This window comes from Candidatus Spongiihabitans sp., from assembly GCF_965247905.1.
GTDB lineage: Bacteria > Pseudomonadota > Gammaproteobacteria > Arenicellales > Poriferihabitantaceae > Spongiihabitans.
In genome coordinates this window covers 1,340,521-1,366,067 of sequence record NZ_OZ252047.1, presented here as the reverse complement: position 1 = coordinate 1,366,067, position 25,547 = coordinate 1,340,521, and the positions used below count along the sequence as shown (strand labels likewise).

General features: G+C 49.2%; 29 protein-coding genes. 6 read left to right on the top strand and 23 right to left on the bottom strand.

The genetic code is table 11. The features are described from left to right. Positions 1-194: 194 nt before the first annotated feature. Positions 195-1,295 carry a D-cysteine desulfhydrase gene (locus ACP158_RS07050; RefSeq protein WP_424948417.1) on the bottom strand — a complete coding sequence of 367 codons (1,101 nt, stop codon included), beginning with the start codon at positions 1,293-1,295 and terminating at the stop codon, positions 195-197. A gap of 119 nt (positions 1,296-1,414) precedes the next feature. Here ACP158_RS07050 and ACP158_RS07045 point away from each other — a divergent pair, with 119 nt between their 5' ends. From ACP158_RS07045 to ACP158_RS07035, 3 genes are all read left to right on the top strand, one after another. Next, positions 1,415-1,987, top strand: a complete 573-nt coding sequence (locus tag ACP158_RS07045) for an NnrU family protein (protein WP_424948236.1) — start codon at positions 1,415-1,417, stop codon at positions 1,985-1,987. 72 nt (positions 1,988-2,059) lie between these two features. Beyond that, a complete protein-coding gene (locus tag ACP158_RS07040; RefSeq protein WP_424948235.1) occupies positions 2,060-2,443 on the top strand; it encodes a GFA family protein in 384 nt (127 codons plus the stop codon). 130 nt (positions 2,444-2,573) lie between these two features. Continuing rightward, complete coding sequence (locus tag ACP158_RS07035) at positions 2,574-2,909, top strand: hypothetical protein (RefSeq protein ID WP_424948234.1); 336 nt, start codon at positions 2,574-2,576, stop codon at positions 2,907-2,909. 16 nt (positions 2,910-2,925) lie between these two features. Here the strand turns inward: ACP158_RS07035 and betC are convergent, their stop codons facing one another. From betC to ACP158_RS07000, 7 genes are all read right to left on the bottom strand, one after another. Then, positions 2,926-4,485 carry a choline-sulfatase gene (gene betC, locus ACP158_RS07030; RefSeq protein WP_424948233.1) on the bottom strand — a complete coding sequence of 520 codons (1,560 nt, stop codon included), beginning with the start codon at positions 4,483-4,485 and terminating at the stop codon, positions 2,926-2,928. A gap of 79 nt (positions 4,486-4,564) precedes the next feature. Further along, the gene (locus tag ACP158_RS07025) at positions 4,565-6,103 is read right to left on the bottom strand and encodes a type IV secretion system DNA-binding domain-containing protein (protein WP_424948232.1); all 1,539 of its coding nucleotides are present in this window, start codon (positions 6,101-6,103) and stop codon (positions 4,565-4,567) included. Continuing rightward, on the bottom strand, positions 6,100-8,184 hold the full coding sequence (locus ACP158_RS07020) for an AAA family ATPase (protein WP_424948231.1): 2,085 nt from the start codon (positions 8,182-8,184) through the stop codon (positions 6,100-6,102). The genes ACP158_RS07025 and ACP158_RS07020 overlap by 4 nt, the downstream gene beginning before the upstream one ends. A 5-nt stretch (positions 8,185-8,189) precedes the next feature. Beyond that, positions 8,190-8,393 (bottom strand): hypothetical protein, encoded by a 204-nt coding sequence (locus tag ACP158_RS07015; RefSeq protein WP_424948230.1) that lies wholly within the window; start codon positions 8,391-8,393, stop codon positions 8,190-8,192. Position 8,394: 1 nt separating this feature from the next. Beyond that, positions 8,395-9,552, bottom strand: coding sequence for a DNA phosphorothioation system sulfurtransferase DndC (dndC, locus tag ACP158_RS07010; RefSeq protein ID WP_424948229.1), 1,158 nt, complete (start codon positions 9,550-9,552; stop codon positions 8,395-8,397). 144 nt (positions 9,553-9,696) lie between these two features. Beyond that, the gene (locus ACP158_RS07005) at positions 9,697-11,190 is read right to left on the bottom strand and encodes a M81 family metallopeptidase (protein WP_424948228.1); all 1,494 of its coding nucleotides are present in this window, start codon (positions 11,188-11,190) and stop codon (positions 9,697-9,699) included. Between the two features lie 172 nt (positions 11,191-11,362). After that, on the bottom strand, positions 11,363-12,406 hold the full coding sequence (locus tag ACP158_RS07000; protein ID WP_424948227.1) for a COX15/CtaA family protein: 1,044 nt from the start codon (positions 12,404-12,406) through the stop codon (positions 11,363-11,365). 150 nt (positions 12,407-12,556) lie between these two features. Between ACP158_RS07000 and ACP158_RS06995 the strand changes: the two genes are divergently transcribed. Beyond that, entirely contained in the window at positions 12,557-12,679 is a 123-nt protein-coding gene (locus tag ACP158_RS06995; protein WP_424948226.1) for a hypothetical protein, read from the top strand. A gap of 97 nt (positions 12,680-12,776) precedes the next feature. Here the strand turns inward: ACP158_RS06995 and ACP158_RS06990 are convergent, their stop codons facing one another. From ACP158_RS06990 to fabA, 4 genes are all read right to left on the bottom strand, one after another. After that, the gene (locus ACP158_RS06990) at positions 12,777-12,986 is read right to left on the bottom strand and encodes a hypothetical protein (protein WP_424948225.1); all 210 of its coding nucleotides are present in this window, start codon (positions 12,984-12,986) and stop codon (positions 12,777-12,779) included. A gap of 146 nt (positions 12,987-13,132) precedes the next feature. Beyond that, a complete protein-coding gene (locus tag ACP158_RS06985; RefSeq protein ID WP_424948224.1) occupies positions 13,133-13,741 on the bottom strand; it encodes a plasmid pRiA4b ORF-3 family protein in 609 nt (202 codons plus the stop codon). A 53-nt stretch (positions 13,742-13,794) separates the two neighbouring features. Continuing rightward, a complete protein-coding gene (gene fabB / locus ACP158_RS06980; protein ID WP_424948223.1) occupies positions 13,795-15,027 on the bottom strand; it encodes a beta-ketoacyl-ACP synthase I in 1,233 nt (410 codons plus the stop codon). A gap of 93 nt (positions 15,028-15,120) precedes the next feature. Then, positions 15,121-15,579, bottom strand: coding sequence for a bifunctional 3-hydroxydecanoyl-ACP dehydratase/trans-2-decenoyl-ACP isomerase (gene fabA / locus ACP158_RS06975; protein ID WP_424948416.1), 459 nt, complete (start codon positions 15,577-15,579; stop codon positions 15,121-15,123). A gap of 485 nt (positions 15,580-16,064) precedes the next feature. Here fabA and ACP158_RS06970 point away from each other — a divergent pair, with 485 nt between their 5' ends. Further along, the gene (locus ACP158_RS06970; RefSeq protein ID WP_424948222.1) at positions 16,065-16,484 is read left to right on the top strand and encodes a hypothetical protein; all 420 of its coding nucleotides are present in this window, start codon (positions 16,065-16,067) and stop codon (positions 16,482-16,484) included. Positions 16,485-16,743: 259 nt separating this feature from the next. Here ACP158_RS06970 and moaA read toward each other — a convergent pair whose 3' ends face one another. The 11 genes from moaA to ACP158_RS06915 all read right to left on the bottom strand — a co-directional run bounded on the left by moaA (position 16,744) and on the right by ACP158_RS06915 (position 24,872). Continuing rightward, entirely contained in the window at positions 16,744-17,760 is a 1,017-nt protein-coding gene (gene moaA, locus ACP158_RS06965; RefSeq protein WP_424948415.1) for a GTP 3',8-cyclase MoaA, read from the bottom strand. A gap of 168 nt (positions 17,761-17,928) precedes the next feature. Continuing rightward, on the bottom strand, positions 17,929-18,177 hold the full coding sequence (locus ACP158_RS06960; RefSeq protein ID WP_424948221.1) for a MoaD/ThiS family protein: 249 nt from the start codon (positions 18,175-18,177) through the stop codon (positions 17,929-17,931). 28 nt (positions 18,178-18,205) lie between these two features. Further along, a complete protein-coding gene (locus tag ACP158_RS06955; RefSeq protein ID WP_424948220.1) occupies positions 18,206-18,550 on the bottom strand; it encodes a hypothetical protein in 345 nt (114 codons plus the stop codon). Next, complete coding sequence (locus ACP158_RS06950; protein WP_424948219.1) at positions 18,547-18,795, bottom strand: MoaD/ThiS family protein; 249 nt, start codon at positions 18,793-18,795, stop codon at positions 18,547-18,549. The genes ACP158_RS06955 and ACP158_RS06950 overlap by 4 nt, the downstream gene beginning before the upstream one ends. A gap of 116 nt (positions 18,796-18,911) precedes the next feature. Next, on the bottom strand, positions 18,912-20,156 hold the full coding sequence (locus ACP158_RS06945; RefSeq protein WP_424948218.1) for an NAD(P)/FAD-dependent oxidoreductase: 1,245 nt from the start codon (positions 20,154-20,156) through the stop codon (positions 18,912-18,914). A gap of 75 nt (positions 20,157-20,231) precedes the next feature. Then, entirely contained in the window at positions 20,232-20,588 is a 357-nt protein-coding gene (locus ACP158_RS06940) for a hypothetical protein (RefSeq protein ID WP_424948217.1), read from the bottom strand. Between the two features lie 306 nt (positions 20,589-20,894). After that, complete coding sequence (locus ACP158_RS06935; RefSeq protein WP_424948216.1) at positions 20,895-21,092, bottom strand: hypothetical protein; 198 nt, start codon at positions 21,090-21,092, stop codon at positions 20,895-20,897. Between the two features lie 118 nt (positions 21,093-21,210). Further along, positions 21,211-21,977 (bottom strand): IS5 family transposase gene (locus ACP158_RS06930; RefSeq protein ID WP_424948215.1). Its coding sequence is split into 2 segments (ribosomal slippage): positions 21,211-21,632 and positions 21,632-21,977, totalling 768 coding nucleotides; the frame shifts between segments, so codons are not numbered across the junction. 132 nt (positions 21,978-22,109) lie between these two features. Continuing rightward, positions 22,110-22,286 carry a hypothetical protein gene (locus tag ACP158_RS06925; protein ID WP_424948214.1) on the bottom strand — a complete coding sequence of 59 codons (177 nt, stop codon included), beginning with the start codon at positions 22,284-22,286 and terminating at the stop codon, positions 22,110-22,112. Between the two features lie 240 nt (positions 22,287-22,526). Next, positions 22,527-24,383: an aldehyde ferredoxin oxidoreductase family protein gene (locus tag ACP158_RS06920; RefSeq protein WP_424948213.1), complete on the bottom strand. Its 1,857-nt coding sequence runs from the start codon at positions 24,381-24,383 to the stop codon at positions 22,527-22,529. A gap of 12 nt (positions 24,384-24,395) precedes the next feature. Next, positions 24,396-24,872, bottom strand: coding sequence for a 4Fe-4S dicluster domain-containing protein (locus ACP158_RS06915; protein ID WP_424948212.1), 477 nt, complete (start codon positions 24,870-24,872; stop codon positions 24,396-24,398). 354 nt (positions 24,873-25,226) lie between these two features. On the opposite strand from ACP158_RS06915, the gene apaG reads away from it, so the two are divergent. After that, positions 25,227-25,544, top strand: coding sequence for a Co2+/Mg2+ efflux protein ApaG (apaG, locus tag ACP158_RS06910; RefSeq protein WP_424948211.1), 318 nt, complete (start codon positions 25,227-25,229; stop codon positions 25,542-25,544). Positions 25,545-25,547: the final 3 nt, after the last annotated feature.

Genomic DNA, 25,547 nt, shown 5'->3' with positions numbered 1-25,547 from the left:
GATATGAATCCGCGATTGTGTTGCAAATGGTTATATAGTCTGCAACTGCTTCGCTGCCTTCGCCTAAATCCGACATATCTGCCTCGCTAAATCTAACCTATGAGTACTGAAAGTATAATCCCAAAAATTTAAACTGTCCACAGATGGCCGGCGCATCTAAACAAGCCGATTGACATCGTAGTGTTGAGTGGAATTTAACCTTCCCCCACCCCATCTTCCACAAACACCGTCCGATAGCCAAACAACGCGGCCGAGCCGCCGGTGTGTATGAACACTACGTTGTCGGTGGGTGAAAAAAATCCCTTGCGTACCAGGTCGATCAACCCGGCCATGCCTTTCCCCGAATACACCGGGTCGAGCAAGATGCCTTCCAATCTCGCTAACAACGCGACCGCTTCCAGCATGCCGTCGGTGGGTATGCCGTAACCGGCGCCTACGTAGTCGCAGTTGGCTTGCACTCGGTCGCGCGGCAACTCCTGTTTCACGCCGAGATGCGCGGCGGTGGCGCGCGCCAGATCGAACACTTTTTGCTCCTGTTGCGCGCGCGGCAACCTGACGCCGATGCCAAGTATTGGGAATGGCCATTGCGAAGCGCCCGAACCAAAATCACCACCGAGGTACAGCGCATGACAGCCGGCCACCAAACCGGCTTGCGTTCCGGTGCTGCCGGTGGCGTGCACCACATGGTTTATGCGCAACCCCAGGCGCGCGGCTTGCTCGGTCAACTCCAGCGCGCAGTGGGCGTAACCCATCGCGCCGACCGGATTGGAGCCGCCGCCGGGAATGAGATAGGGGCGCTTGCCGTCGGCGCGCAACGCATCCGCCAGCGTCGCCATGGCCGCGTCCATATCCGTATCTTTGCGGTATTCGTGTCGCTTGGCGCCGAGCAAGCCGGTCAGCAGGACATTGCCGGATGCGACATAATCCGCGTCGGGATTATCCACCCGGTGCTCGTATAGCACTTCGCAACCCATCCCCGCCATGGCCGCTGCCGCCGCGGTCTGGCGCACATGGTTGGATTGCAGCGCGCCGTGAGTGATGAGCGTATCGGCATCTTTGGCGATGGCGTCGCCGACCAAGTATTCCAGTTTGCGCGCCTTGTTGCCGCCGGTGGCAAGGCCGGTGCAATCGTCTCGTTTGATCCACAGATTCGGCCCCTTCAGGTGCGCGCTCAGGCGTTTCAACGGCTCTAGCGGCGTCGGCAGATGGGCGCAGGAAAAACGCGGCGCCCGTTCAAGCGCGTGGGCAAGCGCGACCGCGAGGTGCGCGGTTGAGCTGTTGGCGGGCAGGGTCATCGCTTGGTCATGTGGATTTGTCGGGTTGATTTGTCGGGTTGGCTTGTGCGGTGTTGGATTCACAGCGTATACTATCATGTTCTAAATTTTAGCACCCGGCCGCGCCGGAGGAGATTAGCATGACTTGGTTGATCATTGGCATTGCCGTTTTTTTCGGCGTCCATCTGTTGCCGGCGAATCCGTCGTTGCGTGAAAAACTGGTGCGCGATCTCGGCGCAACGCCGTATAAGATCGCGTTCGCGGCGTTGTCTTTCATCGGCGTGGCGATGATGGTCGTGGGCATGGGCGCGGCGCCATACACCGCAGTTTGGCAGCCGCCGGCAGCGACCGCGACCGCGGTGTTGATGGCGCCGGCCTTGATTCTGCTGGTGGCGATGAATTTCGATAACAACATTAAGCGCATCGTGCGCCATCCGATGATGTGGGGCGTGCTGCTGTGGGCGGCGAGCCACCTGCTGGTCAACGGCGCGGCGGCGGCGATGATTTTGTTCGGCAGTTTCGCGGTGTATGCGTTATTTCACTTATGCTCGGCCAGGCAACGCGCCGCGCCGAAGCCGCCAGACTCGAGCACGGCCGCGATAAAAAAGGCGCCGATAAAAAGGGATGTCCTCGCCGGCGTCATTGGCTTGATCGCGTACGCTTTGCTGGTCGCATTTCACGACACGCTGTTTGGCGTCGCCGTCTTTTTTTAACCGGGCGCGGATAAAAAATGCCTCGCCGGCGCGGATGAACCACTTCATAAACCATTTCAAACATAACCCACCATGACTGAAATCAAAACCGGCACCTGCCACTGCGGCGCGGTGGAATTCAAGGTTACCCTGGAAAACGGCCTGCAAAATCTCATGCGCTGCAACTGCTCGTTGTGCCGCCGAAAAGGCGCCATCATGGCCGGTGTGCCGCTGGCATCGTTGCAAGTTACCCGTGGCGCCGACAACCTCGCCCTGTATCAGTGGAACACCAAGGTCGCCAAACATTATTTCTGCAAAACCTGCGGCATCTATACGCATCATGCAAGACGCAGCAACCCGAACGAATACGGTTTTAATGTCGCCTGCCTTGATGGCGTTGACCCTTATGCGCTAGGGGAGATCGCGGTGGGCGATGGCGCCGCGATGAGCGTGGTAGCGGATAACAATACCGCATAACGCGAAAAGCGGCGGGAGAGGCGCGGCGCGGGTGCGACATTACTCGCCGCGCGGCGGCACTAACGCAACGAATGCAGGGACAGGTCGCGACTTGTCTCTACGGCAGGGTATCACCGTAACCATACATAATGTGCCACTACTCCCCGCCGTCATCATCGCCCCCGGCCCCCGTCATTCCAACGAAAATTGGAATCCAGTCATAAAACCGTCCCGCTTGCGGGACACGACCGCTAGGGATGGCGGAAGTGCAGATTTTGCCGGGAGCAAAAATCTGCCGACCGCTAGGGATGGCGGAAGTGCAAATAATGCAGGAGCAATTATTTGCCAAAGCCACTGCGGTGTGGACCGGCTAACGCCGTGCATGATTGACTGGATTCCAACCCCTGTTTTCACAGGGGTGACGTTCTTTCGTTGGAATGACGAGCTTGGGGCGGCGCGGGCAACCCCTCGGCGGTCGCGAAGATAACGGCCGCGCGGGCGCACTACTTGGACTTGAACGACTTGGGTTTGGGATAGCGCGAGGCGATGTCGAAGTCGGTTAGGTCATGGTGGCTGCGGGTGTATTGCTCGGCGGGGTCGGGCGCCGGATTGTAGTCCCAGCCGTGATAGCGTCCGATGCGCAATGCGGCGTGAACCGCGCGCCGCCGCCGCTGATCGGCGATGACTTTTTGCGTGACCTCATCGACATCCCAGTGGCGCGCCGCTTGCGCCTTGAAACTTTGCATCTGCGCATCGTGCGCCTCGTCAACCGCCAGATTATTTTCCTCATCAGGGTCGCGCTCAAGATCAAATAATTGATCCGGGTCGGTCGGGCAACTGATATATTTATATTGCGCTTGACGAATCATCAACATCGGCGCGCTGGTGCCCTCGGCGAGATATTCGCTGATCGCCCGATCCGCATCGCCGGAGTCATTGCCGTCGCATAACGGAAGCAAACTGCGGCCATCCAATGGGTCGATAGGGGCCGGTTTGTCGGTGTCGGCGCCTTCAGCAGCGATATCGACCAACGTCGGCAACATATCCACATGCGCCACCGCCTGACGCACACGGCGCGGTTTGAATCTCGACGGATTGTATATGATCATCGGAATGCGGCACGACCACTCACGAAACGACATTTTGTACCACAGCCCAAACTCGCCGAGCATATCGCCGTGGTCGGAGGTGAAAATGACGGTGGTGTTTTCCGCCATGCCACATTCATCCAGGGCAGCCTGTAATCGCCCCAGCCATTCATCGATATACGATACATTGCCGTAATAGGCGCGTCTCGCGTCGATAATTTCCTGCTCGCTGAGCGCCACCGCATCGACGCCAATGGCACTTTCCAGGCGCCGGTTATGGGCATCTTGCTGGCCGGCAGCGGGACGCGCGACCTGCGGCAAGGAAATATCGGTGTCCTCGTATAAGTCCCAATACTTCTTGCGCGTCGCATAGGGATCATGGGGATGAATAAAACTCGCCACCAAACAAAGCGGCCGTCGGTCTTCTGAGCGGGCATGATCATAAATCACTTGCACGGCGCGGCTACCCACCTCATCGTCATAGCTCAGTTGGTTGGTGATCGCCGCCACTCCGGCCTGCTTGACGCTGGACATATTGTGATACCACAAGTCGATGCGTTGGTCGGCATGCTCCCAGTCCGGCACCCAGCCGAAATCCGCCGGGTAAATATCGGTGGTCACGCGCTGTTCAAACCCGTGCAGTTGATCCGGTCCGACAAAGTGCATTTTCCCTGACAGGCAGGTTTTATAACCCATCAGCCGCAAGTAGTGGGCGAAGGTGGGCATGGTCGCCGGCAGGTATGCCGCATTGTCGTAGCCGCCGCAGCGGGAAATATTCTGCCCGGTCATAAACGCATAACGTCCCGGTGCGCACAACGGGCTGCTGCTGTATGCGGTTTCGAACAACACCCCTTGATTGGCGATGCGGTCGATATTCGGGCTGATGACTTCGCTATGCCCATAACAGCCGAGCGCCTTGGCGGTCAGTTGGTCGGCCATGACAATAAGGATATTTTGCGAGCTTTTGTGATTCATCACTCAACTCTGCTTGGCGGCGTCGATGACGGAATGGTAAAGTATAGTTGCTTACAGTTTGAGATTTATTCTGGAAATGTTATTTCAACCAAGATTGAATCTTTGCACTTCTTGGATTTTCTCTTAGTTTGACGAAACATTGCCCAATTTGAAGCGTGCTTAAGTTAGTGCCCTGTCCAAGAATACGTTTTACATTTCCTGGTGAGGCGTTGGTGCTGAAAGCCGCAACCAATCCCATCTCGTTGAGAAACTCATCCTCTGCACCGGAGAAATCATCCGGAGATTGTGAAATCAACATAATGGCGCCTCCCTTAGATCGACTCATTCGAATTAGATTTGATAACGCAGGAAGTTTGTTGCGCAAAATTTGATGTGCTTCATCCACCATGCACATAATACGAAGACTGCGTGCGCCATCATCAACGCTGGAATCGCTAAGACTGTTGAGGTGCCGATCAAGCGCATTCAGCACCAGATTAACAACAATTCTGCTACTATCCGCAGGCACATCTTGTGGTAGATTAATAAGCCAACTCTGCTGAAAAAAAGATGCGAGATCCAATTCTGGATTAAACAGTGGGAGGCGGCAGAGTTCGCGCATAGTTGAAACTGCGCCATCTTCTTTCATTTCCTTTTCTTCATATACGCCGACAAGAGCATCAAGGATATGTTGCAGTTCGCAAGGAGATTGCGCATTCAATGCTTGTCTTGCAGCTTCATAGATAGCATCGCGCTGACGGTCACCCAAACGAGAGCCTTTAAGATTAGCAAAGGCTTCTCGGAAACGGTAAGCCGCATGGGTAATGTCAATTTCTTCTGTCGAAGATAGCGACAACACATCCAGCGGCACTGGTTCACGCGGTGGCGAGATAGTGCGTGCATCAAACAATTCATCAAGTTGGTATGTGCTGTTGACTCCACCGAGGTCACCTTTGAAGTCAAATGCAATCAAGGGAACACTCGGTGCTTGTTCACGAATACTGCGCAACATGGCTACGGCGGTGCGCGTTTTGCCGCTACCAACACCGCCCATGATAGCACTATGCGGCGACCCGCCAGCACCGTTCAAATCCCATTTTATTTTTTGTTTTGTGGTAACTTCTTCCGAGACTTCACCAATAGGCACTGTGATCTGACCGCGAGAGAAACTGCCACTAACATCTGTTTGTGCGCCACCAGACCGACCGATATTAGTGGACGGCAAATTACGCGGTATCTCTGCACCATCAACCAAACGCTTCACAAACTTGCTTACGTCTTTTTCTGATTTGTTCCACTCGTCATCCAGCAGTTTAATCCCACGCCTCCAGTGTGCCGAGACTAACTCACCCAATTTAGATTTATCGATTTCAGCATCGCCTGCGTGTTCTACAATAAGCGCGATCCACATAGATAGATATTCGTGATGACCAAATAAAGTATCGCCCATAATTATCCGGCTTGATTTTGCACCGATGCCTGGCGGACTTGTGGAAATAGCAAGCGAACGGGCAATAGCCAATCGTGCCGGCTGATAACGGTGAGGCATGCCAAGGCGTGTCATAAACTCATCGTTTAACGCATCAGTATCGTTGTCGGGGTAAAAGCGGATCGTGTTGTCAATTAAAGAAGTACTCATTCCACTGCCTCCGGATCACCGAAGTATCCTAATGTTGCAGTGGAACGACCGATGTCTCCATCCATACTATATCTAATTAAGTATTTTTTCTGGACGCTCGAATCTATTTTTTGTAAGTAATGGCCAACGATCTCGGTATCGGTGGACAATAATATTACTTGCCCTTTTCGTTGCGCCAAATGTTTTAACACACCACTTCGGTGTTTATCGTCCAAACGGGAAATCGGCGTATCCACAACCATTGGGAAGCTTCGCTTGGATACAGACGATACCGCCGAAAACAAACTTTGCGTAAAAATGTGCTCCTCACCCGCTGACAAATCATTGTCACGAACATTTATTCCTTTCTTATTTAAAAGATTGACATCCCCGTCAACAATATTAATACGTTCAATTTGGTCTGTTTTGTGAGCCATTGACCTGTGTGCCTTGGTCATTTCATCACCAATCTTTTCCATTTGTTTCGGCACCACCTTTCCGATTATTTTATTCATCATGGTAGCGACATCACGTGCACGCGTCGTCTTTCGAACCGTTGGTTTGGCTGCTTCTATATTCCCGTACATTCGTGCTAATTCAGATCTCTTGGCACTAAGTTGTCCATCCAGACCCCTGCGTTCGTTTTCCAATTTATCAACCTCTTTACGCAACGATTCAATTATGGTTTCTAATTTTTGCAGTTTCAATTTTTTTTCATTCATTCCCGGCTCTACAGATTCAAGCCTGTCAATCTCTTCTCTAATCTGTTTGTATCGACTTTCGTTCTTTGATATTGAATCTAACAGATTAATAATTTCAGAAGCCTCAAGCCTGTCCTGTTCGTTCAGTTTGTCAATTACAATACCGCGGTCGTGCGCGGTGAAATGCGCGTGCAAATATTTTTTCGCGCAATTTCGGGGAGGTGGAAACCATAGTTTTGACCATGCGTCACGTGCAATTTTTAACACACTGTCTTGTTGAGCATCACTAATCAGCGGCTCAACACCATCCATTTGCTGGTCCATCTCGACTAAGAAATTCTCTATTCGGCTATCTCCCTGCTGCATGGCAGATTCCCATTCTGCGCGAATGTTTTCACTTTCCAGGCGATTCTTTAGTTGTTTACGCAATTTAACTCCAGACAGCCCAAGCGCAATACCTTCTGAGAGAAATTTTTTCAACTTGTCATTATCTTTTTGAATGGCAGACTGGCATTGAGTCAACTGTTCGTACTGTTGATTGGATTGTGTTTGCGCACCTACCCCAAGCGCAAGAAAATCAACCATAATTTTATCGCGTTCTGTCTTGGCATCCGACAGTTTCGGAGAAACTTCAGCGTACTGTCTGATGTTCTTGTCTAACTTATCTTGCAATTCGTTTACCGCATTTTGTGTTTCTTCGGCGTTTTGGTCTGTAACATTTTTCACATTACTTTCACGCCGATTTGCATAATCATTTAGATTGTCTCTAAGTGAGCGTAACTCCGGAATGCCGAGCAATCCTTCAATCCCTACTTTCACCTGATCTTTCATGTCTCGCTCCGCGAGTTTTCTAACCTGCTCACCGTCGAACACGAAAAACACGGCGAGGTGGTACGGTAGAAATTTGCGACCGATATAAGCACGATACCAATTCTTTCGATCTTTATGAAGGGTAATTTCATCTGAATTTGGACCTATCGGTTCACGGCTTTCGCCCTTAAAAATTTTGACTTCTTCGTCGTTCGGCTGATAGATACCGGAGTTATTGAAATGCCAATTTCGCGAAACTTCGATTGGCTCGCCATCATCAACAAACACAAGTTTAACCGAACATGAGTAGCGACTCTGGGCGATTGCACCTCGGTGTAGTGCTTTCTCTAAAAATACTTTATAGGGGCGCTCTTGCGAATCTTCGGCTTCCGAGAACATTGAATTAGCAATTAACGCCATGCCGTCTTGCCCGAACATGCCCAAAATAATTGCTTGGTAAAGACTGGTTTTCCCATAGCCGTTAAGCGCGCCAATCAATATGATATTTTGCTCGTCGGTTGGCGCCGGAAATTCAAACTCAACAAATTTGTACACTTTCCAGTCGCGCAGCTCTATTTTTGAGATGTGCATAGGTGTTAGTTTTTCTCAGCCTTTATGCGATCCAGTATATCGTCAAAAGCAGCGTACATATGATATCGATTGGGGTCCCCAGCGTGGGAGACCTGTGCTTTGACTAGCTCCTCAAACTCAGCAAATCCAAAGCCGTTCGCTTCGCAAGAAGCCATTACAAGCTCACGACCTTCGGGAGTATTTAACAATACAACTGTTTTACGAGACATTTTATTTGCTATTCTTGACTTGATGTATGCTCACAGCCTGGGCATCAGACTGGCGAATTATATCATCCGTCCATATCTTGCGAATCATTTCAACTTCTTCTTCGCTGATTAGATGTTTGCCGGTTTCGGCTTGCGCCGCTTTAAGATTATCCAAAATTTCAGCGCGGGTCTGAATCGTATATGGTCCCGGTATCAGTTTGCCATCGCTTGTCATGGTAATTTTTCCATTGCGACGCCGCGCTTGTCTGCGATGCGGGTCGTTGCGTATTGAAACCAGCCAATCTCTAAAATCTAGAAGCGGCTCAAACTCGTTAAAACCGGATTCGACAAACCCTGCTAAACTTCGATCTTTATCCACCACGGTGCAAGTCCAGCAACCAAAGCGAGGTGACCGTGTGCCGCAAGAAGGCACATCGGACTTCTGCGTAACCACCGGACACTCGCCGCCGCCGGCATCGCGGTAGAGTTTGATTAATTTTTGATGCGAACCACCCCAAGGTGGCGCGTTACAGGATAAAAACTCCCACACATCGTCCGTTGACAACTCAACAATCGGGCGAAATACCATGCAACCAGATAAGTCTCCGTGCGGGTGCAAGCGTTCGTTGTTATCATGACGTGCCACTGATGCGCTACGCGCAGCACTTTCAGACCGTCTCACACCCAACAACAAAATAACTTGACCAGCGGCGGAAACCTGCTCTTTCACATAGCGGCTGGTGGGCTGGATCTTCATACGGTCGGTGCACCACCGAAACGACTGATTCGGTGACGGGTATCCGCGACCAATCAGATTCACCCAGAACGATTGGTTGGCTTCCGGCTGGGTAATGCAGGTTTTGACCGGCAAATCAAACACCGTGGACGCATCACCGATTTCTTTAATGCTGTCGGTCATATGCTCGACAACCAATGGGCTTTCCACCAAGGTGTCATTGGCTATGATATGGACTGGTCGGATACGTTGACTGGGCGGCAATGCCATCAACATCTCAAATACGAGGTGCGCAACCAAAGTGCTGTCCTTGCCACCAGAATAGGCGACTATCCACGGACAACGGTGACCTTGGCTGTATTCATCGTACAAAACTGCGCGAATATCAGCGAGTCTGGTGGCTGGTTGCGGCAAGTCGTTCGCAACTGCGACGTAAGTGACCATGTTCCTGTCAGTGATGTGAAAGTGAGAATATATACACTAAAATTCCCGCCGTCAAATCCTACGCAAAATCTCCGCCACCTGTCGTAAGGATGTTTGAGTTTTTATTTAACTTTTTCATGGTCATCATTGTCATTTTCATCACCGTCAACGCATCGCGGCACGGATATTTTTATAGCGCAACGTTGCCGGGTCGGCATGAACGACGCCGGGGGCAGAGACAATGAAAATTTTACTCGCCAATTTCTCAAAGTCGTTACGAAAATGCACCGAGCTTTTTAGCGCAATGTAATCCATTTCACCCGGCTCAATGCCAATGTGCCGAAAATGGGCTTGATCGGCGGTTTGCACCGCTTTGGAACAAACCACAACCGCTATCCCGGAGATCGACAACCAGGCACAAAGACCCAGCTCCATATTTGCGCCTTTGTACATCGGGCCGGTCGCGGTGAAGCAGCCATCGCTCAGATTCCTGACTTCGACTTCGCCTTGGAATGGCGCCTGACCTGGGATTCGACCTGAGTCCGTTTTACCGCCCAACTGCGCGACAAATCGCCCGCCGATTCCGACCTCGTGGGCGATAGCGGCCACTTCCGCATCATTAATCACGCCCAGTGCGGCATGCTCAAGATTATGTTCAATCATTGCCTGTAATACACCGGTGGTATCACCCGCACCGCCGCCGCCTGGATTGTCCTGAGTGTCGGCCAGTACCACGGTGGCACCGTGGCGCTTAAATGCCTGCTTCGCCTGCACCATGCTCTGCTCAACCGGCCAGATTTTTTCATAAAATTTTTGTTTATTATCATAGATTAAATCTGCCAACGCCTGCACCGCATTATTGACCTCCATCGGGTTGTCGCCATAACCCACAACTGTCGGACCAGCGTCAAAAATATCGGACAAATGAAACCCGCAAGCAAACGACAATGATGACACTTTTTCGGTCACTAATTTGGGCAACTCGCGGTAGATCATCTTGCAAGGCTCAATCAAGGTGCAGCCGGCGTTGAGCGGAATCAAAAAATCAATTTGGCAAAATGATTTGTGAATCGGTCGCGGGTTTTTAAGGTAATCACTCAGCAATCCGGCAACCCGATAACCGGTTTCGCCCATGTCGATGTGCGGGTAGGTGCGATAAATATCAAGCACACTGGCATGATCGACCATCGCTTGGGTCACATTGGCATGCAAATCCAAACTGACGAAAATCGGCATATCGGCGCCGACTAATTTGCGCACGCGGCGCAAAAATTCTCCTTCTCCGTCTTGCAAATGCTCGCATACCATTGCGCCATGAAGATCAAAATAAATTCCATCCACCGGCAATGCCCGGCGCAACAACCCCAACATGTTCTCGCAAATCCTTTCAAATGCATCTTCTGTCACATAAGCGCAAGGCGTCGCCGAACACCACATCAAAGGCACGATCTCATGCTTGTCCTCGTCAGGCCGCTGTTGGTTTAATGCGCTTATGGCACCGGCAATCGGTAAATGCACTTGCTTAACCGCATCTATCATCGCCTGACCTTGATTCATCCCGGGCCATTCGTCGGCGCTTTCAAACGCCTCGAAATCAGCTTTTACTGTGGCGAAGGTATTGGTTTCGTGTTGCCAGCCGCCTATTGCAATTCTTGCCACGTGCTCTCCGACATATTATTAGTTGGCCGCAGTAAACAAATTTAGGGGTTCTCGCATTTTATGTTGAGATGTTAATTCCAACTTTGATTTATCGCCATCAGCCTGGATTGTAACAACTTTTTGATTTTGGTATCGCATCATTTGAAGTTACTAAACGTGAATGCCATCGTCATCAAGCACCGGTGTCGTCATTGACTAATGCTGGCAACGAAACAGAAATGACCGCTATCGTCAGCAAAATCAAAGCACCCGCCTGGTGAGCGACACCGAGTACTGGCGGAACGCCAGAAACCAGAGTCACCACGCCCAAGCCCACCTGAAAGACAACCGCAATCAATAACCCAATACCTATCAACACGCTATGAACTTTTTGATTCCCGCCCATCAGCATCAAGGCATAGATAACCACAAGACTCAGCACCAACATCGCCATCGCCCGATGGGTGAATTGAATGGCAACGGGATTTTCAAATAAATTCAGCCACATTGGCGTTAGTGCACCCATTTCGGTCGGTATCCATTCTCCACCCATTGTAGGAAATGTGTTGTAAATCAATCCGGCATGGGTACCGGCCACGAATCCGCCACTGGCAATCATCAACAAAATCACCCCAACCACGGCAATGCCGAACTTTTGAGCGCGCGGCGGATTAGTGCGCCGTATCGGCAGCAATCCTGCCAATACCCGGAGCATGTAGGCGTAAATTAAAACCGCGATGAGCAAATGCAGCACCAATCGATACGGGCTTACTCGGGGATTATCCACCAGTCCGCTTTTAACCATATACCAACCCACGCCACCCTGGATAACGCCCATTGTCAATAATAGCCAGAGTTTAGGCTCAAGTTTCGGCATGAGTGCGACACTGAGCTTTTTGGCGATAACAAAATAAATGAAAGGCAGGAAAAAAACCAGGCCAATCAGTCGGCCCAGCATTCGATGGGTGTATTCCATCAAGTAAATAAACTTGAATTTTTCCAGGCTGATTTGAGCATTAACAATTTTAAATTCAGGAAATTGTTGGTATTGCTCAAAAACCCGTGTCCAGGCAATTTCACTTAGTGGCGGAAAAACGCCCATAATGGGCTTCCAGTCAACCATGGATAACCCCGAACCGGTGAGTCGCACAGCGCCACCCAGCAATACCATAATGAAAACAAGCGCGCAACATACCGCAAGCCATACAATAACCATCGTGCGGGTTTGGTTGGTCATGCTGATTATCCGTGTATTCGTTGATTCTGGCTACCTATAAGCTCGTCGGCTGACAAAAGGGCGTTTGTTAGGTCTTGATCTCAGCAGCGCAATCATTATCTAGTTTGAAAATTTATCAAAAAATTCCTGAATGTATTGATTCGAATGTCAATGGCTTACTATTACCACATCCAGACCGACCTGTTTGTAGAGATTCAGGGAACGATGAACGGCTTTTATTATCCATTCTGTCTTGTTGCCGAATACGCCACCACCAAGAAGCGTAATATATAAAGCAACGTTTCCATTTCGCAGATAATTCAAAATATCGGTACAAAACGACGCCTCATAGGATGCGTCCAAAATAAGTTGTGCAAACTCCGACCATAGTTCAGGTGAATGGTGTGAATATGCGACTGGCACGAGCAATAGGCTTGTGATACTGTTGCCTTGAATCTGCAATGGTCACTTCAGTATTCCATTGAATACCAATCCGTAACAACTGTCTCAATTCATCAATCTCGAATTTACTTGCTGATTTGAGTCTATTTACAATTTCCATCAATCCTTTCTGCGTTGCCAAGGCATAATCGTTTTTCATTTCCCAAAGACGAAAGACGATTGTCCGAATTTCCTAAAGCCTTTCCGAGACAACGTTACGCATCATCAGCAACAAAAAACAGAGCGCAGAAAGGTACGGGGCGTTTGCTACTGTCCGATCACCTGTTTATTGTTGGAATTTGTTGGTCAATCTTGAAAAGCCATTTTCCATCTTTTCTTTGGATTACAAAACTTCACTTCACTCGGCTCAAAATAATCAGCATCATATGGATGATAGTTTTTTGCATGGTTGCTTAACCAATAAACCTTATCTTCATATTCTTCATGTTCCGGGTTAGCCAGTATTTCAACAACATTGTAATAACCTCCGATACCACTACAATCTTCTGGCGGACATGCTCGTTTGCCATCCAAGCAAGCAGGATACTTGACGCCATCATCCTGAAGATATTTGCCTGCTAAAGTTATCCTATGCTGCCATCCATCGCCAAAATCATAATCATACCTTGCCTCATCTCCCGGCTCTTTAAAATATTGGGGCAAGGGAACTTCCCATCCTGGAAGAATGTTACCTCCATACTCATCGTCTGGAATACCAATTAAAATTGGCTTTTTCTTTCTAGGCGGTAGCAGTCTAAATTCATGAAGATGGTAATCCAGCCATCCCATTGAGTCTTGTATAGCGACATGAAGATCCCAAAAACTATAATTTGATGGCACTTCGATTAATCTCCATATCGCCGGCTCTATCCCCAGCAGTTCTATTCCAAACTGATATGCAATTTTCTGCTTCACGATTTTCCTGTTTTTGTAAATTCTAAGCGATTATTCATCAACCGCCTCAGCACTCAACTGCCCCAGCGTTGAAAAATCAATGAGCAGTTGGTGCCGCCGAATCCAAAACTATTGCTCATGGCAATGTCCAGATCAACATCACTTCTGGTTTCGGTAACGATGGGGAACCCTTGGGCGCGTGTATCCAGATTTTCGATATTGGCGGAGGCGGCGATAAATCCTGACTCCATCATCAATATGGAATAAATAGACTCATTGACGCCTGCCGCACCCAGAGCGTGCCCGCTAAGCGACTTGGTTGCGCTGATTGGCGGGCAATTTTCTCCAAACACTTCGGCGATGGCTTCCAGTTCCTTGATGTCGCCTGCCGGCGTGCTGGTGCCGTGGGCATTGATATATTGAATGGGTCGCTCGACCCCGCTTTCATTCATTTGCCGCAATGCCTGGCGCATACAACGCGCCGCACCTTCTCCTGACGGCTGCACCATGTCATAGCCATCGGAAGTCGCGCCATAACCGACCAGCTCAGCATAAATCGGGGCGCCCCGCTTTTGCGCGTGCGCCAAGCTTTCAAGAACCACGACGCCAGCGCCGCCAGAGATCACAAACCCATCCCGATCATTGTCATAAGGACGGGATGCGCTTTGCGGCGTGTCGTTGTAGTTCGAGGAAAGCGCGCCCATGCCGTCGAATAACACCGACAAAGACCAGTGCAATTCTTCCCCGCCGCCGGCAAAAATCACATCCTGTTTTCCGAGTTGAATTAATTCCGCGCCGTGGCCAATGCAATGCGCACTGGTTGAACATGCCGAGCTAATCGAATAGGAAACACCCTTGATTTTGTATGCGGTGCCGACACACGCCGGAATCGTACTCGACATGGTTTTGGTCACCATATAGGGGCCTACACGTTTTACCCCGCGTTGGCGTAATGTATCGGCGGCAATCACAATATTTTCCGGCGACGCGCCGCCGGTGCCCAGCAACAGTCCAGTACGCTCGCTGCTAATGACCTGTTCGGACAGATGCGCGTGATCAATGGCTTCTTGCATCGCAAGATAGCTATAGGCCGCGGCATCCCCCATAAATCGATACAGTTTTCGATCGATCAAGGGTTTAGGGTCAATATTTATGGCGCCATGAACACGGCTTCGCATCCCCAAATCAACGTACTCCTGAGCCTTGACAATGCCTGAGCGGCTTGATTGAAGCGCACTTCTCACTTCCTCTTTATTGTTTCCCAGGCTGCAAATAATTCCAAAGCCGGTGACTACCACTCTTTTCATTTAAAACTCACTGTGCGGACACTGGGTAATGGGTTAAACACATTGGGACTGAGGCCAGGTTAAATTGAGTCGTATTAATTAAATGGAGCGATGTTAAATGGTTTCGGCATTCTTGAACAATCCCACTCGAAGGTCTTTACAACTATATACCTGGTTATCATCAACACTGACCAGACCATCCGCAACCCCCATGACCAATTTACGCATTATTACCCGTTTGAAGTCTATACGGTAGGTAATTTTTTTACAGTCCGGTGTAATTTGACCATTGAATTTTATTTCTCCGGAACCCAATGCACGACCGTGTCCCTGACCACCACGCCAGCCCAGTGAAAATCCTACCAATTGCCACAACGCATCCAACCCCAGACAACCGGGCATGACTGGGTCCCCTTCAAAATGACATTGGAAAAACCATAAATCCGGCGAAATATCCATCTCGGCAATAACCACGCCTTTGCCGGACTTGCCGCCGTCTTCATCAATATGGGTAATCCGGTCAAACATCAACATATTTGGAAGGGGCAATTGTGCATTGCCTGGACCAAACATTTTCCCATGACCGCATGCGAGCAGTTCATCGCGGTCAAACTGATTTTTTTTTCGGTTCAATAGCGTATCCAGTGTTTAACAGGTTTTAATTTTAGCCGATGCCGTTACAGTGACACTATGCAGAAACCATAACCGCGTATTCATTAATATAAATTTTGTTTACAATCGGGCTATACCGCACCGACAATAAGAGAAATAACTGGTTGGATAGTTCATCAGTAATTATAACAATTTTTTTTATTTAGAAAAATTTTTCCCGAAAATTTTATTAAATTAACTCTTTCAAATTGTGTTGACTTTAAAACAAAGATAACTTACGTTTCGCTTTGGTAACTTGTAGTATAGGTTATCAACCTTAATTATACTTAAATTAACTGCACGAAATTATCTAATGAGTTAGTGTTTATTGTGATCACTACATTGTAGCGATACGACACTACTGTTCGATAACACCATCCCTTATTACAACCGAGAGGTAAATACAAATGGCAAAAAAGAAGAAGTCAGTTTCATCAAAGAAAAAAGTTTCCAAAAAGAAGGTAGTCAAGAAAAAGGCTTCCAAGAAAAAGTCAACCAAGAAAAAAGCCGCCAAGAAGAAGGCTTCCAAGAAAAAAGCATCGAAAAAAAGGCGGACCAAGAAGAAGACCGCGAAGAAAAAGGCTTCGAAAAAAAGACGGGCCAAAAAGAAGACCGCCAAGAAAAAGGCTTCGAAAAAAAGACGGGCCAAAAAGAAGACCGCGAAGAAAAAGGCTTCGAAAAAAAGACGGGCCAAAAAGAAGACCGCCAAGAAAAAAGCATCGAAAAAAAGACGGTCCAAAAAGAAGACCGCCAAGAAAAAGGCTTCGAAAAAAAGACGGTCCAAAAAGAAGACCGCCAAGAAAAAAGCATCGAAAAAAAGAAAGTAAGGAAAGGTCCGGGTTGAAAATTCGGCTGCCCTGCTGAATCTAAAAAGGTCGTACAAACCCCCATAGAGATTGCATCATCTCTATGGGGTGTCTCTATGGGGTGTCTCTATGGGGTGCCGCCTCTTCAATAAAACAAGCACTGGCAAATCCAGCCGCGGTTTCAGTCCACAGCGCGAAGAAGCCCGCGAAGAAGTCCAGAGATAATGGTATCCCTTGTTGCAGATAATCGAATGAAATTCAAGCGCGATCAGCAAGCCGGCTAACCGCCGATATAGGACATTTCGACTTTTTGGGATTGTTTCCCGAATTGTTTTCCGGGCGGCCTGGTTTTCAAGTTTCCCGCGCTTAACTTTTGTGTTCTTAACATGGAATATTGATCGTCGCGCCGGGCCCATATCGATGATATTTTTTCCCTTATTTCAATCTCGGACATGCCCTGGGATAACAGTTGTTTCAGATCATGGCCGGAAGTCGCAAACAAACATGTGAATAACTCGCCTTTGGCGGATAATCTGGCGCGGGTGCAGTCACCACAAAATGGTTGGGTTATTGAAGATATGACGCCGATTTCCCCCTCGCCGTCGACAAATCGCCACCGTTTTGCGACTTCACTCGCATAATTTGCCCCAACCGGCTGCAATGGATAGATTGGGTTGATCAAGTCAATTATTTCCCGGCCGCGCATCACCTTATCCATGCGCCAGCGATTATGGTTGCCCACGTCCATAAATTCGATAAATCGCAATATCGCGCCAGTGCCCCTGAAGTTTTGCACCATGGACAAAATGTCGCCGTCATTGATGCCTTTTTGCACCACCATATTGATTTTGACCGACTCAAATCCGGTTTCCAAAGCGTGGTTTATGCCATCCAGAATGTCCTGTAATGGATACGGGATTGGGTTGATTTTCCGAGAAATCTCAGGCCTCAACGCATCCAGGCTGATATTGATTCTACGGATTCCGGCTGCCCTCAATGATCTCGCGCGGGATTGGGTCAACAGCGAAGCATTGGTGGTGATCGTAATATCTTCAATGCCGGGAATATCGGACAGCATGACAATGAGCCGCTCCAAATCCTTGCGCAACAGCGGCTCGCCGCCGGTCAATCGAATTTTTCCAACGCCAAGCTTCGCAAAAGCCTTGACCAGCGTTTCGATCTCATCGTAGCGCAGTAACGCGCCGGATTTCAGAAACGGGTAACGCCGGCCGAACACATCTTTTGGCATGCAATACCCGCATCGAAAATTACATCGGTCGGTGACCGAGATTCTCAAATCGTGGAGCGGACGGTTATGCGTGTCTGTTAACAATTAAATATCCGAAATAAATATCCAAAAGCGACGAGCTTGTCGGCAAAACAGGATACACCTTTTCCCCTTTATCACAGTCCTGTATAAGTCCAGCAACATCAATCCGCATATTATTTTATGTTATTTTATGGCTTATCCGCCCTGAATGGTGGGCCATATTGACAAAACGTCACCCTCTTTCAAGGGTTGGCTGCGCGCTTCAACGGGCAGGAATACGCCATTGCGCATCATCATTTGCGCTTCTTCCCGGGGCACTTTGTAACGCTCCAGCAACTGATTTGGAGTCTGCGTATCACTCACCGTCAGCTCGATAGCATTGCCATCCGCAGTATCCGGCAGGTATTCCATCAAACTCGAGAAAAACTTGATTGTTATTTTCATTGATTCATCTTCCTGGATTTATTTTTATTCAGCCGCCGCCCCGATGCAAATATTTTTTAAATCGATCCATAAATTTTCTATATTGAATTTCAGAGAAATTTTCGAATTCGATCGAGATTGCCGTTACCGGCAATTTAATCGATGCAATTTCCCGTGTTTTCTCCGGCTCAAGATGCAAATAGGCAACGCGATTCTTAAAGGACAAGGCAAAGGACATGGCATAACTGCTTTGGGTTAGTTTGCTGACAACATAAGGCACAACTGCCGATGGCAGGCACTTGAGCAATTCGGCGTGGGAAAAGCCGGTCTCAGAACGGTACGCCCGGCGACTATAAACATGACGATTATAAACCTGATGGCCGCCCTCACTCATCCTCCCGCAACAGGCGGCCAGATTGCCAACGTGTCGTTCGACTTCATAGGTCTATCCCGGCCCTCTTCATCGACATAGACACCGTTAATTAAAACCAAATGCACTTCGGACCGCGGCACACAATAGGTGTCGATTAACTGGTATGGCGTGGTATTTTCCGCAACCTCAAGCGTGATTGCATTTTTCACCGCACCATCCGGCAAATAGCCCATCAACGTTGCGAATAACTTAAATTCAATTTGCATGGCTACAATTTACATGGCTGCAATTTACATGATTCGACTCGGCAAATTTGTTCAAACTACGCTGGTCTGAGTATCCTTGCCTGAACTAGCCGAACCAACCCTGAGCTAACCCTGGGCTAACCCTGAGTCGTAGCCAGATAGGCCTCCATCACTAACAATGGATTGTTCATCAGTTTGTCTTTCCATTGGCCCAATTTAAACCGGCCCTGCACCAACCCACGCAGTACGCCGATATGCTGGGTCAGCCCCAAGGTATTGACACCAACCAGCCGATCATCATCAAATTGAAGCTGGATATAACGAAAATTATCCTGGTCAACCAAGGTTGCGCTCTGTCCCCCTTTAACGCCTTCCCATTGGCCATATGAGGTTGAAATTAGTCCAATGGTATCCAATACGTTCATGAGCACACTGCCTTGGTGACACACCGAGCCATGATTAAACATATTATTTGCCGCAACACGGCCATGCTCAACGGCGGTCGGCTGTATCGCTTGAACGGTATATTCACCGGTGGAAAAATCCTTGCCACAAGCAACATCCCCGGCCGCATAAATATCCGCGACCGAGGAACACATATACTCATCAATGACCACCGCGCCATCGGCAAGCCGCACCCCGGAGCCTTCTAAAAAGGCGGCATTGGCGCTCACCCCCGCCGCTGAAATGACTAATTCCGCCTCCACTTCTCTGCCGCCGCTGACTTTCACATTGACATTGTCAGCCGCAGATTCAATGGCTTCAACCTGCGAGCTGGTCATGACGTTCACGCCTTTTTGCTGGCACCACTTTTCCAGCAAACTACCGCAGGTTTCATCGAGCATTCTAGGCACCATGCGATTACCCATCTCGATAACGGTCAGGTTTGCGCCTGAGGAAACCAGTGCCTCCAAAATGATGCAGCCAATAAAACCCGCGCCAATGAGTACTACGGAGGCGCCTGGTTTAAGACCACTGGCAATTTTTCTGGCATCTTTCAAGTTCCAGCAACTGGTCACTTTTTCATGCTCAATACCCGCAATCGGTGGCGTTACCGGCCGTGAACCGGTGGCCACAAGCAACTTGTCGTAGGCCCGAGAACCACCGCTTGTCAACAGCAATTTTTTTGATGACGGATCAACAGATTTAACCGTATCCACCACAACCTCGATCGCGCTGTCTTTAAAATGGTGCGCCTGCTTACGCAGATGAGTGCCCGGTTCATCGATGTTGTTGCTCAGCAAATAAGGAATCGCCATTCGTGAATATGGCGGCTCCGGCTCATCGCCGATAATCGTTATTTCAGCACTGGCATCCAGTTTACGTAGCGTCTCAGCGGCAACCACGCCAGCCGGGCCGGCGCCTATGATGAGATATTTCATTGTTGGCATAGGGTGAGATTTATTAGTGTTTAAGGGATGGTCGAAAGACCGACCTTTTCTAAAAGTAAGCGCAAATCAAATTATCTTGCATTTTCGCAAAGCATCTTTGAATTGATCGGTTATTTCAATTTCGGCGGTTGTCGTAGTAGCTTTATTTATACCGACAATCCGAAACTTAATCTGCTTGCCAACTTTGATTTGCGCGAGCAACGTTTTTGCCTTCGTACCAGTAGCAACTTTGTATGGCGAACCTGTTGCAAGGATGGCCTGAGTCGCTGCTTGCACTTGTTTTAACGATTCCTCGTACGCCCTGTGTTGTTCTTCGGTAACGTTTGGGAGATTAATCGGGGTGGCTTGTGGCACCGCTGGTGCATAATCAATAGGCGTATCTTGTGCAGTGATATTGATAGTCGGATTGTTGTCGACGCGCATCTGCACATCACCCCAAACTATGCCAAATCTCCCCCAAATGCCAATTCGCGGCCCATCAAGTCGCATCTCGGCGAAAAACTCGTGGGTAATCAGTTTGCCAGCAGATAGCAAAAGGTTTTCTTGAAACCCCGACCTAAATCCCTGTTTTGACGCAACACGACAAATAGTTCTATCCGAAAACTCGTCCGTGTGCAACTTGGCTTGCCATGGCGGAGGCGCGCAACCGCTCGTAATTAAGCCAAAACAACCCGCCAATACTGCAAAACGAGATTTTCTCACAGGGTTTTCTCGCCACCGAGTAGCGTTTCAGGATGAAACCCATTCGTTATAACCTTTCCCCCCATACGGAAATGGGATGGGTGTCGGTTTTTCATCATCGTCTATAATCCGATCAACGCGGTCAAGATCGCCAAAGTCGCGCAATCTTCTATTAGCATCATCAAATACTTTTTCGTATCCAGATGACTTCTTTTTAGCGTTAGTTGATTTTCGGTTACTACTCATTACATTACTCTCCTCATACTATCTTTGGTGTGCATATAGCCGCGAATCGCAAGTTTATTTGATAAATAATCAACGCATAAACCGTGATAATTTCTGATTGTATCACTAGATAGTGTCGTCATAAGATTTTAGCCCAAAGCATCATACACCTAATCTGCACAGCGGCAACGAATGAACTGGTATTCTTTGCATAGCGTGTTGCAATACCACGCCAACGCTTAAGATGCAAGAATGCATTCTCGACTAAATGCCTGATTTTATATAGGTGTTTGTCATATTCTCGTTGCTCTTTTCTATTCTTCTTTGGTGGGATCACAACTTTCATATTTTGTGATTTTGCTTGGTCCAATATTTCTTGTGTGTCATAGGCTCTATCGGCTAATAAGTATTCGCCTTCAAAGCCATCAATCAATGCGCTAGCCTGAGTGCAATCAGCTCGGGTGCCTTTTGTAACAATAAATCTGATCGGCATACCATGCGCATCCACGGCCAAATGTATCTTTGTGTTAAGCCCCCTTTTGTCCGACTCATAGCTTGATTGCCTCCCACTGCTCCTGCCGCGTGTGGATGGACTTTAATATGACTGGCATCAATCATAATCCATTCAAAGTCCGGCTCATCGATTATCTGCGATAACAAGTTTTCCCAGATGCCTTTATCACGCCAACGACAAAAGCGTCTATGCGTGTTCTTCCAATCGCCATAATCAGGGGGCAAGTCCCGCCATGGCGCGCCTGTGCGTAGAATCCAGAATACTGCATTAAGGAATAAGCGGTTGTCTTTAGCGATACCCCCATGCATGCCTTTTTGCCCTGTAAGATGCGGTGATAGTAATTTCCATGTGTTGTCGTTTATGTCGTGTCTTTTGTGTGCGGGCGTTGTCATGATGCGGCTCACTTTTGTTGTTGAAAATGGATATTATACAGCTGATTTTTAACTTGTGACGACACTATCTAAGTTCCTTATCTTTTCCAAAATCATCAATTTGTAACTTTATTTCAGAACTTTCAAGATCTCTCATGGATATACCTCGGCCATGCGAATGCCATTTTTCTGCTGCCCTAAAATTTTAGCAATGGCTTTTGCTCTTGTTTCGCGCATTTGCTTTGTTACTGTTCGACCATTGGTTTTGGTCTTCTTTCCAATTTTTAAACTTATATTTCGGTAGCCACTCAACAATAAGTGTTTGACCATGTTTAATTCCTTGTTCGATGTGGAACAACAACGCCGGATCAAACTTTTTCACTAAATAATTAAGCTCGGCTCTATTCGCGTTTGGTTCTGTAGATCGTGACGTATTAATTTTTTTCGTCAGTTCTTTAAATTTTGACAGGTATCCGGTGCCGGGTAAAAGTATTTTTCTATCTTCACCCGGATACTATCGTTTCAGCAATTTTTTAACGAATGAAAGCTCAGATAATTCACAATGCTGGCTCACGCCGGCAGCGCGAACTGCTTGCGGACTTTGTCGGTGAGTTGTCCGTCTTTGCTCCAGCCACGTAAGGAATAGTATTCCGGCAGCATTTCATCCAGCCCGCAAACTTTGCCCTTGGCCGGGCCGGTCTTGGCCGCCTCTTTAAGCAATCTTGACGGCAGGGTATCGTCGGCGCCGGACAGACCGGCTTTCAGGTTGTAATCCCGCTCGAGATTCCAGATGCGTTCGCCGGCTTCAAGCAATCGCTCCACGCTCCAATCGCCGTCGCAGGCGGCATCGATTTGCGGCGCCATATTATCCAAAGTCCAGGCGAATGTGGTGAATAAGCAAAGCCCCATGGAATCGACCGCGGCGGTGGCGTCTTGAAATGCCTTCACCAGCCCGGCTTTGCCATCGGTGACCAGCGGGTCGGTTTTTTCCGGGATGCCCAACACTTCCGATGCCACCGTGTAACCGCGCAGGTGGCAGGCACCGCGATTGGAGGTGGCGTAGGTCAGACCCATACCCTGAATACCACGCGGGTCATAGGCCGGGAACTCCTGGCCCTTGACCGTCATGGACAACTCCGGGTGGCCATATTTTTCACAAAGCCGCTTGGACCCCATGCCTAAATCCTTGCCAAAACCCTCCCCGGTCGCAACTTTTTCAGCGCACCAAGTCAAGGCTTTAGCGGATCCAAAGGTTAGCGCCATACCCTCGGTCTGTTTTGTGGTAATCGCGCCGATGTCAAATAACTCCATCGCCGCCGCTACGGTCGAGCCGAATGAGATGGGGTCGAAACCATCTTCATTGCATAAAAAATTGGTATAGGTAATCGCATCAATATCATCAATACCGGTATCCGCGCCCATCGCCCAGGCCGCTTCGTATTCCAGTCCGCCGGAATTGCCCCAGTACTCCGGTTTGTTTTCCACGCTGAAATGCTGTTTATCGATAGTGGAAATCCGGCCGCAGGCGATGGTGCAGCTAAAGCATGCGGCATTGGTGGTCAAATTGGGCTTGCCATCGCTTTCGCGGGGTTCGAGCATGGCTTCCCCGGAAATGTTATTGGCGCCGTCAAACTGCACATCGCGCATGTTATTCGCCGGCAGCGCGCCGACTTCGTTAATGACATTCATCAACACCTGAGTGCCGAGCGTGGGCAGACCCTGGCCGGTTACCGCGTTATCCACCAATACCTGCTTTTGCTCGGCAACGCTTTTCATGAAGCGAATCGGATCCTTGATGTTGCCCACGCCGCGGGTGCCGCGCACCATTACCGCCTTTAGATTTTTCGATGCCATCACCGTACCCACGCCGGAGCGACCGGCCGCACGATGCAGGTCGTTGATGATGCCGGCATACAGACATCCGGCTTCGGCAGCCCGCCCCACTGCGGCAACTCTAATCTGAGGATCCTGGTACTTTGCATGGATAAGCCTGTCGGTTTCCCAAACCGTCTTACCCCATAAATCATCCGCAGGCACCAGTTCGGCAACTTCATTTTCAACCCGCAACATCACAGGGGATTTGGATTTGCCTTCAAAAATAATCATGTCCCAGCCTGCGAATTTGAGCTCGGCGCCGATAAATCCACCGGAATTCGAGCACGCCACCGCGCCGGTCAACGGACTTTTGGTGATGACTGAATAGCGGCCGCCGGTTGATGCCGTAGTGCCGGTCAGGGGGCCGGTTGCAAAAATCAGTTTATTGTCAGGCCCGAGCGCATCGCATTTAGGGTCGGTCTCTTCGACCAAATAACGGGTACCGAGCCCCCGTTGCCCAATATATTGCGCGGCCCATTCCATGTTCAACGCCTCTTCGGCAACCACGCCTTTGCTTAAATCCACTCGTAGTACTTTTTTTGTCCAAGACATAACATTATCCTCCTAGCTTGCTGTAGCTGAGTTATCGGTTTTCGCGGCCCAGGCGCGCATTTTTTCGAGCCCGGTTGCATCGGCATCCACATAGGTAATGGCCTCAGTCGGGCAGGCAACGACACATTGAGGATCGCCGCCGCATAAATCACACTTAATGACTTTGCCGGTGTCCTGATTGTAATTAACCGTTCCGAACGGGCAGGCGATGGTGCACACCTTGCAGCCGACGCAAACGGAATCGGCCACTTCCATGGCCCCGGTTTCCCGGTTCATGGTGATGGCGTCGACCGGACAGGCATGCAAACACCACGCTTCATCGCATTGGGTGCAGGTATAAGGCACGAATCGGCCTTCATCATGAAACGTAAAAACCTTTATGCGTGATTTTGCCGGATTAAATACGCCTTCATTTTCGTATGAACAGGCCATTTCGCATTGTAAACAGCCGGTGCATTTTTCAGGGTCAATATAAAGTGAGCGTTGCATGCTTATTCTCCAAAATTAATGTCGCCTATTAGATGTCGTCGTAATCTGGCTCAATAACCTGTAAACCGATCATTGAGCGTGGTTATTGGGAAACATATCACTTTATCTGGCAATACGCAATACCTGCTTAATTTACGCTTGCTTATTGCTGGCCTCATACTGCTGTTATTCGGCGGACAAATCCTGCGGAGAAATACATGCGCTTAGGCTATACCAAGCGGGAGGCCGCTACAGGATTCCAGCGCCTTTATGGTTTCTGTTGCAACCGATCGCAAGATGGGTTCTAATCGAGACATGAGCGCAACCCGGCAAATACACATTTCGGTTACCCCGCAATACCTTCATGAGCAGTCCATGCCCGAGAACAACCAATTTGTTTTTGCCTATACCGTGCACATGGAAAATCGCGGGAATATCGCCGTCAGGCTGCTCACTCGGCATTGGATCATCACCGACTCCGAAGGCAAGACCGAAGAGGTCAGAGGCCCCGGCGTGGTCGGCGAGCATCCCCACTTGCGACCCGGAGAAAGCTTTCAATACACCAGCGGCACCATTCTGAAAACGCCGGTCGGTTCAATGATGGGCAGTTATCAAATGCAGGATGAAAACGGCGGGCTGTTTGACGCGGTGATTCCGGCGTTCACATTATCGGCGCAAGTGGTGTTCCACTAATTT